At 68.2% G+C, this 4,412-nt stretch carries 5 protein-coding genes; all 5 read left to right on the top strand.

What is annotated here, in order from left to right:
• Positions 1-992 (top strand): methyl-accepting chemotaxis protein (locus ACIQ67_RS19870; protein ID WP_397536104.1); only part of this gene is annotated, 992 nt, incomplete at its 5' end.
• Between the two features lie 44 nt (positions 993-1,036).
• Complete coding sequence (locus ACIQ67_RS19865; RefSeq protein ID WP_397536103.1) at positions 1,037-1,906, top strand: 3',5'-nucleoside bisphosphate phosphatase; 870 nt, start codon at positions 1,037-1,039, stop codon at positions 1,904-1,906.
• Positions 1,907-1,914: 8 nt separating this feature from the next.
• Positions 1,915-2,865, top strand: coding sequence for a DMT family transporter (locus ACIQ67_RS19860; RefSeq protein WP_397536102.1), 951 nt, complete (start codon positions 1,915-1,917; stop codon positions 2,863-2,865).
• A 58-nt stretch (positions 2,866-2,923) separates the two neighbouring features.
• Positions 2,924-3,547 (top strand): L-threonylcarbamoyladenylate synthase, encoded by a 624-nt coding sequence (locus ACIQ67_RS19855; protein WP_397536101.1) that lies wholly within the window; start codon positions 2,924-2,926, stop codon positions 3,545-3,547.
• A gap of 429 nt (positions 3,548-3,976) precedes the next feature.
• Positions 3,977-4,412 (top strand): Bug family tripartite tricarboxylate transporter substrate binding protein (locus tag ACIQ67_RS19850; RefSeq protein WP_397536100.1); only part of this gene is annotated, 436 nt, incomplete at its 3' end.

Below are 4,412 nucleotides of genomic sequence, written 5' to 3'. Positions count from 1 at the left end.
CCGCCGAACTGCGGCGCAACCTGCTGCTGGTGCTGATCCCCGCTGTGCTGGGGCTGCTGGTCTGGCTGCTGTGGCGCTCGATGCAGCAACTGCTGGGCCCGGTCGCGCAGATGCTGAAGGTGACCGAACGGATCGCTGCCGGTGGTCTTTCGGAACCGGTGCCGATGGGCAGGTCCGATGAGCTGGGGCAGGTGCTCAAGGGTCTGGCCGAGATGCAGCAGCGCCTGCGCCAGCTGATCGAGCAGATCCACGGCGGCGCCACAGGCATCCGCCTCGCCGCCCAGGAGATCGCGCAAGGCAATCAAGACCTGGCCACACGCACCGAACAGGCGGCAGCACAGCTGCAGCAGACCGCGTCCAGCGTGACCGTGCTGGACGCCGTGGTCCATGCCAGCGGCGACGCGGTGACTGCAGCTACTGCTCTGGCCCACGAGGCCAGCCAAGTGGCCGGCAGCGGGGGCTCGGTGGTGGAACAGGTGGTCCAGACCATGGGCAGCATCCATGAGTCCTCGCGCCGCATCTCAGAGATCACCGGCCTGATCGACGGCCTGGCCTTTCAGACAAACATCCTGGCCCTGAATGCCGCGGTGGAAGCGGCTCGCGCCGGCGAACAAGGTCGCGGCTTCGCGGTGGTGGCGGCCGAGGTGCGCAGCCTTGCCCAGCGCAGCGCGCAGGCGGCCAAGGAAATAAAGCAGCTGATCCAGCAATCCGTCGAGCGGGTCGAGTCGGGCACACAGCTGGCCGGCGAGGCGGGCAGCTCGATGTCGCAGATCGTCAGCAAGGTGCAATCGGTCAGCGAGCTGATCGATGGGCTCACCCTGCAATCCCGCAAGCAGGCCGAGCAGACCACCGAACTGGGCCGCGCCGTGCGCAGCATCGACACTATGACGCAGCAGAACGCCGCCCTGGTCGAACAGGCGGCCGCTTCGGCCCAGTCCTTGCGCGATCAGGCGGCTGCGATGGACGAGACCGTGCAGGCCTTCCGCCTGTGAGGCTGATCAGCGCCCCGAATCCGGCAGCCTCCTAGAATGCACGCGTGAAACTCGACATCTGCACCAACGCCGACCTGCATTGCCACTCCACCGTCTCCGACGGCACGATGGAGCCCGAAGCCCTGGCGGCGCGCGCCAAGGCCAATGGCGTGGAACTCTGGGCCCTGACCGATCACGACGAGATCGGCGGCCAGCAGCGCGCGCTGGAAGCCGCACTGGATCAGGGCATGGCCTACCTGACCGGCTGCGAGATCTCGGTCACCTTCGCCGGCAAGGTGGTGCACATCGTCGGCCTGGGCTTCGACCACCGCAATCAGCAGATGATCGACGGCCTGCGCGCCACCCGCGGCGGCCGCGAGTTGCGCGCCCGCGAGATGGCGGCCGGCCTGGCCCAGGTAGGCATCAAGGGCGCCTACGAGGGTGCGTTGCACTATGTGGGCAACCCAGAGGCCATCTCGCGCACACACTTCGCGCGCTTCCTGGTGGAAGCCGGGCATTGCAGCGATGTGCCCGAGGTGTTCCGGCGCTACCTGACCGAGGGAAAGCCGGGCTTCGTCGAGCACAAATGGGCCAGGCTGGGTGATGCGCTGCGCTGGATCCGCGAAGCCGGCGGCATCGCGGTGATCGCCCACCCGGCGCGCTATGGCTTCACGCCCACCGAGGAGTACGCGCTGTTCACCGAGTTCATCGGACATGGCGGGCGCGGCGTCGAGGTGGTGACCGGCAGCCACACCGCCGCCGAGGCGGTGAAGTACGCCGACACGGCGCTGGAGTTCGGCCTGCTGGCCTCGCGCGGTTCCGACTTCCACAGCCCCGAAGAAAGCCACACCGATCTGGGCCGCCTGCCGGCCTTGCCGGGTCGGCTGGAGCCTGTCTGGCAGGCGCTCGAAGCCCGCGTGCACCAGCCCGCTTGAAGGCCACGATGTCCGCACACGGCCAGCCCGGTCAGCGCCCGGCGCTGGGCATCGCGCTGATCCTGTTGATGGCCTGCTGCTTCGCCTCGATGGACAGCAGCATCCGCTACCTGGGCGGCTTCCTGCCGGTGCTGATCATCCTGTGGGCGCGCTACAGCTTCCAGGCGCTGACGATGGCGGTGTGGCTCGGTCTGCAGAGCCTGCGCGGCCGGCCGGCGCAGTTCCGGGCCGCGCATCCGCGCTTCCAACTCGCCCGCGGCCTGCTGCTGCTGGCCACCAGCGCGATGAGCTTCTACGGCGTGCAATACATGCCGGTGGCCGAATTCACCGCCATCAATATGCTGACGCCGGTGTTGGTGACCCTGCTGGCCGCGCTGCTGCTGCACGAAAGCGTGTCGCGCCTGCGCTGGGCGCTGGTGATCGGCGGCTTTGCCGGCGCGCTGATCGTGATCCGCCCGGGCAGCGGCCTGTTCGGTTGGGCGGTGCTTTTTCCCTTGGCGGGCGCGCTGACCTATGCCAGCTTCCAGATCCTCACCGCCAAGCTGGCCGCGCTGGAGAGCCCCTACACCACGCACTTCTACACCGGCCTGACCGGCGCGCTGCTGCTAAGCGCGCTGCTGGCGCTGTTGCCGCTGGATCTGATTGGCACGCTGCGCACCGCCAGCGCCGGGCAGCTGGGCCTGCTGGCGCTGATCGGCCTGCTCGGCACGCTGGGCCACCTGCTGCTGATCCTGGCGCTGGGCATGGCACCGACCGGCACGCTGATGCCCTTTGTCTATGCGCAGATCGGCGTGGCCGCCTTCATCGGCTGGCTGGCCTTTGACCACCTGCCCGATGGCTGGGCCTGGGTGGGCATGGCCGTGGTCTCGGCCTGCGGCGCTGCTGCGGCCTGGCTGAACGTGCGCCGTGCGCAGCGCGAGGCGGCCTCGCCTGTCGCGCTGGACACCATCGCCGACTGACAACAACAGCCCTGCTGGACGGCTCTAAAACGGCCGAAAATGCAGCCACAATTCAGCCATGGCACAGCGCTTTGAAGTTCACCCCGACAACCCGCAGGCCCGCTTCCTGAAGCAGGCGGCGCAGATTCTCGACCAGGGCGGCATCGCTGCCATCCCCACCGATTCCAGCTATGCCCTGGTCTGCCATCTGGACGACAAGGCGGCGGCCGAGAACCTGCGGCGCATCCGCGGCGTGGACGACAAGCACCACCTGACCCTGCTGTGCCGCGACCTGAGCGAACTGGCCAGCTACGCGCGCGTGGACAACAAGCAGTTCCGCCTGATCAAGAACGCCACGCCGGGGCCCTTCACCTTCATCCTGGAAGCCACCAAGGAAGTGCCGCGGCGCGTCTCGCATCCGTCCCGTCGCACCATAGGCCTGCGGGTGCCGGATCACAAAGTCACGCAGGATCTGCTGGCCCTGCTCGGCCAGCCGCTGCTGGCCACCACGCTGATTCCGCCGGGCGAGAGCGAGCCGCTAAACGATCCGGACGAGATCGCCGAGCGCTATGACAAGCTGCTCCAGGTGATCGTCGATGCCGGCGCCTGCCCGCTGCAGCCCACCACGGTTGTGGACATGACGGGCGACGAGGCCGAAGTCGTGCGCCTGGGCCGCGGCGACCCGACGCTGCTGGGGCTTTAGCCGCACCGGCACCGACCACGGCCGCGCGGCTTGGGTCATTGCCCGGTGCAGAGCCCCGGGCAAGCCCAGGTCAATCTGTTCCATTCATGCGCCTCCTGCCGGGCGGACTGCCGAGTGCTCGGCTGTCTGCCTTGCGGGCCATCGCCTGGCCTGCCGTCCGGCGCCGGGCTGCTGAGCTTCGTACGCTGATTCGCTGCGCTACCGGCACGCCGTCTCTCATCCGCCGAACTGCCGTGCGCAAGCCGCGACAACGCGAAACAGGGCGCGATAACCAGAGGAAATTGCGCTTCCTGGGAGTGTTCGTCGCGGGCATATCTGCTACGCGGCAGGGCCACTAGGTGGGCTCTGGAATCGTCGCCAGAATCCGCGCAAACCAAACGGCCCGGCCTCGACCGGAGCCCTCAGCAACAAGCCTGGAGACAAGGCCCGATGAATGCTCTGACCCGACGCGCAGCGGCTTTGCTGCTGTTCACTTTGACCGCCAGTAGCTTTGCACAAGCGCCCGCCGGCTATCCCAACCGCCCGGTCAAGCTGGTCGTCGGCTACAGCCCCGGCGGCGCGGTCGACCTGATCGCCCGCACACTGGCCCAGCCCATCGCTGCGAGCTTCGGCCAGCCGGTGCTGGTCGAGAACAAGGCCGGCGCCGGCACCAATATCGCGATGCGCGCGCTGATCGAAAGCGCGCCCGATGGCTACACGCTGATGCTGGCCGCAAATGCGCTGGCAGCCAATCCCAGCCTATACCAGCCCGCGCCCTTCGATGTGGCGCGCGACATCACGCCGATTGCGTTGGTGGGTCGGGTGCCTGTGGTGCTGGCCGCGAATCCGCAGGCCCAGATTCCCGACTTCGCCACCTTGCTGGCCA

It is taken from the genome of Roseateles sp. (assembly GCF_044373315.1).
Classification (GTDB): Bacteria; Pseudomonadota; Gammaproteobacteria; order Burkholderiales; family Burkholderiaceae_C; genus JACDQM01.
Note: the sequence above shows the minus strand (reverse complement) of the source record. Positions and strands in the feature narration are given on the sequence as shown.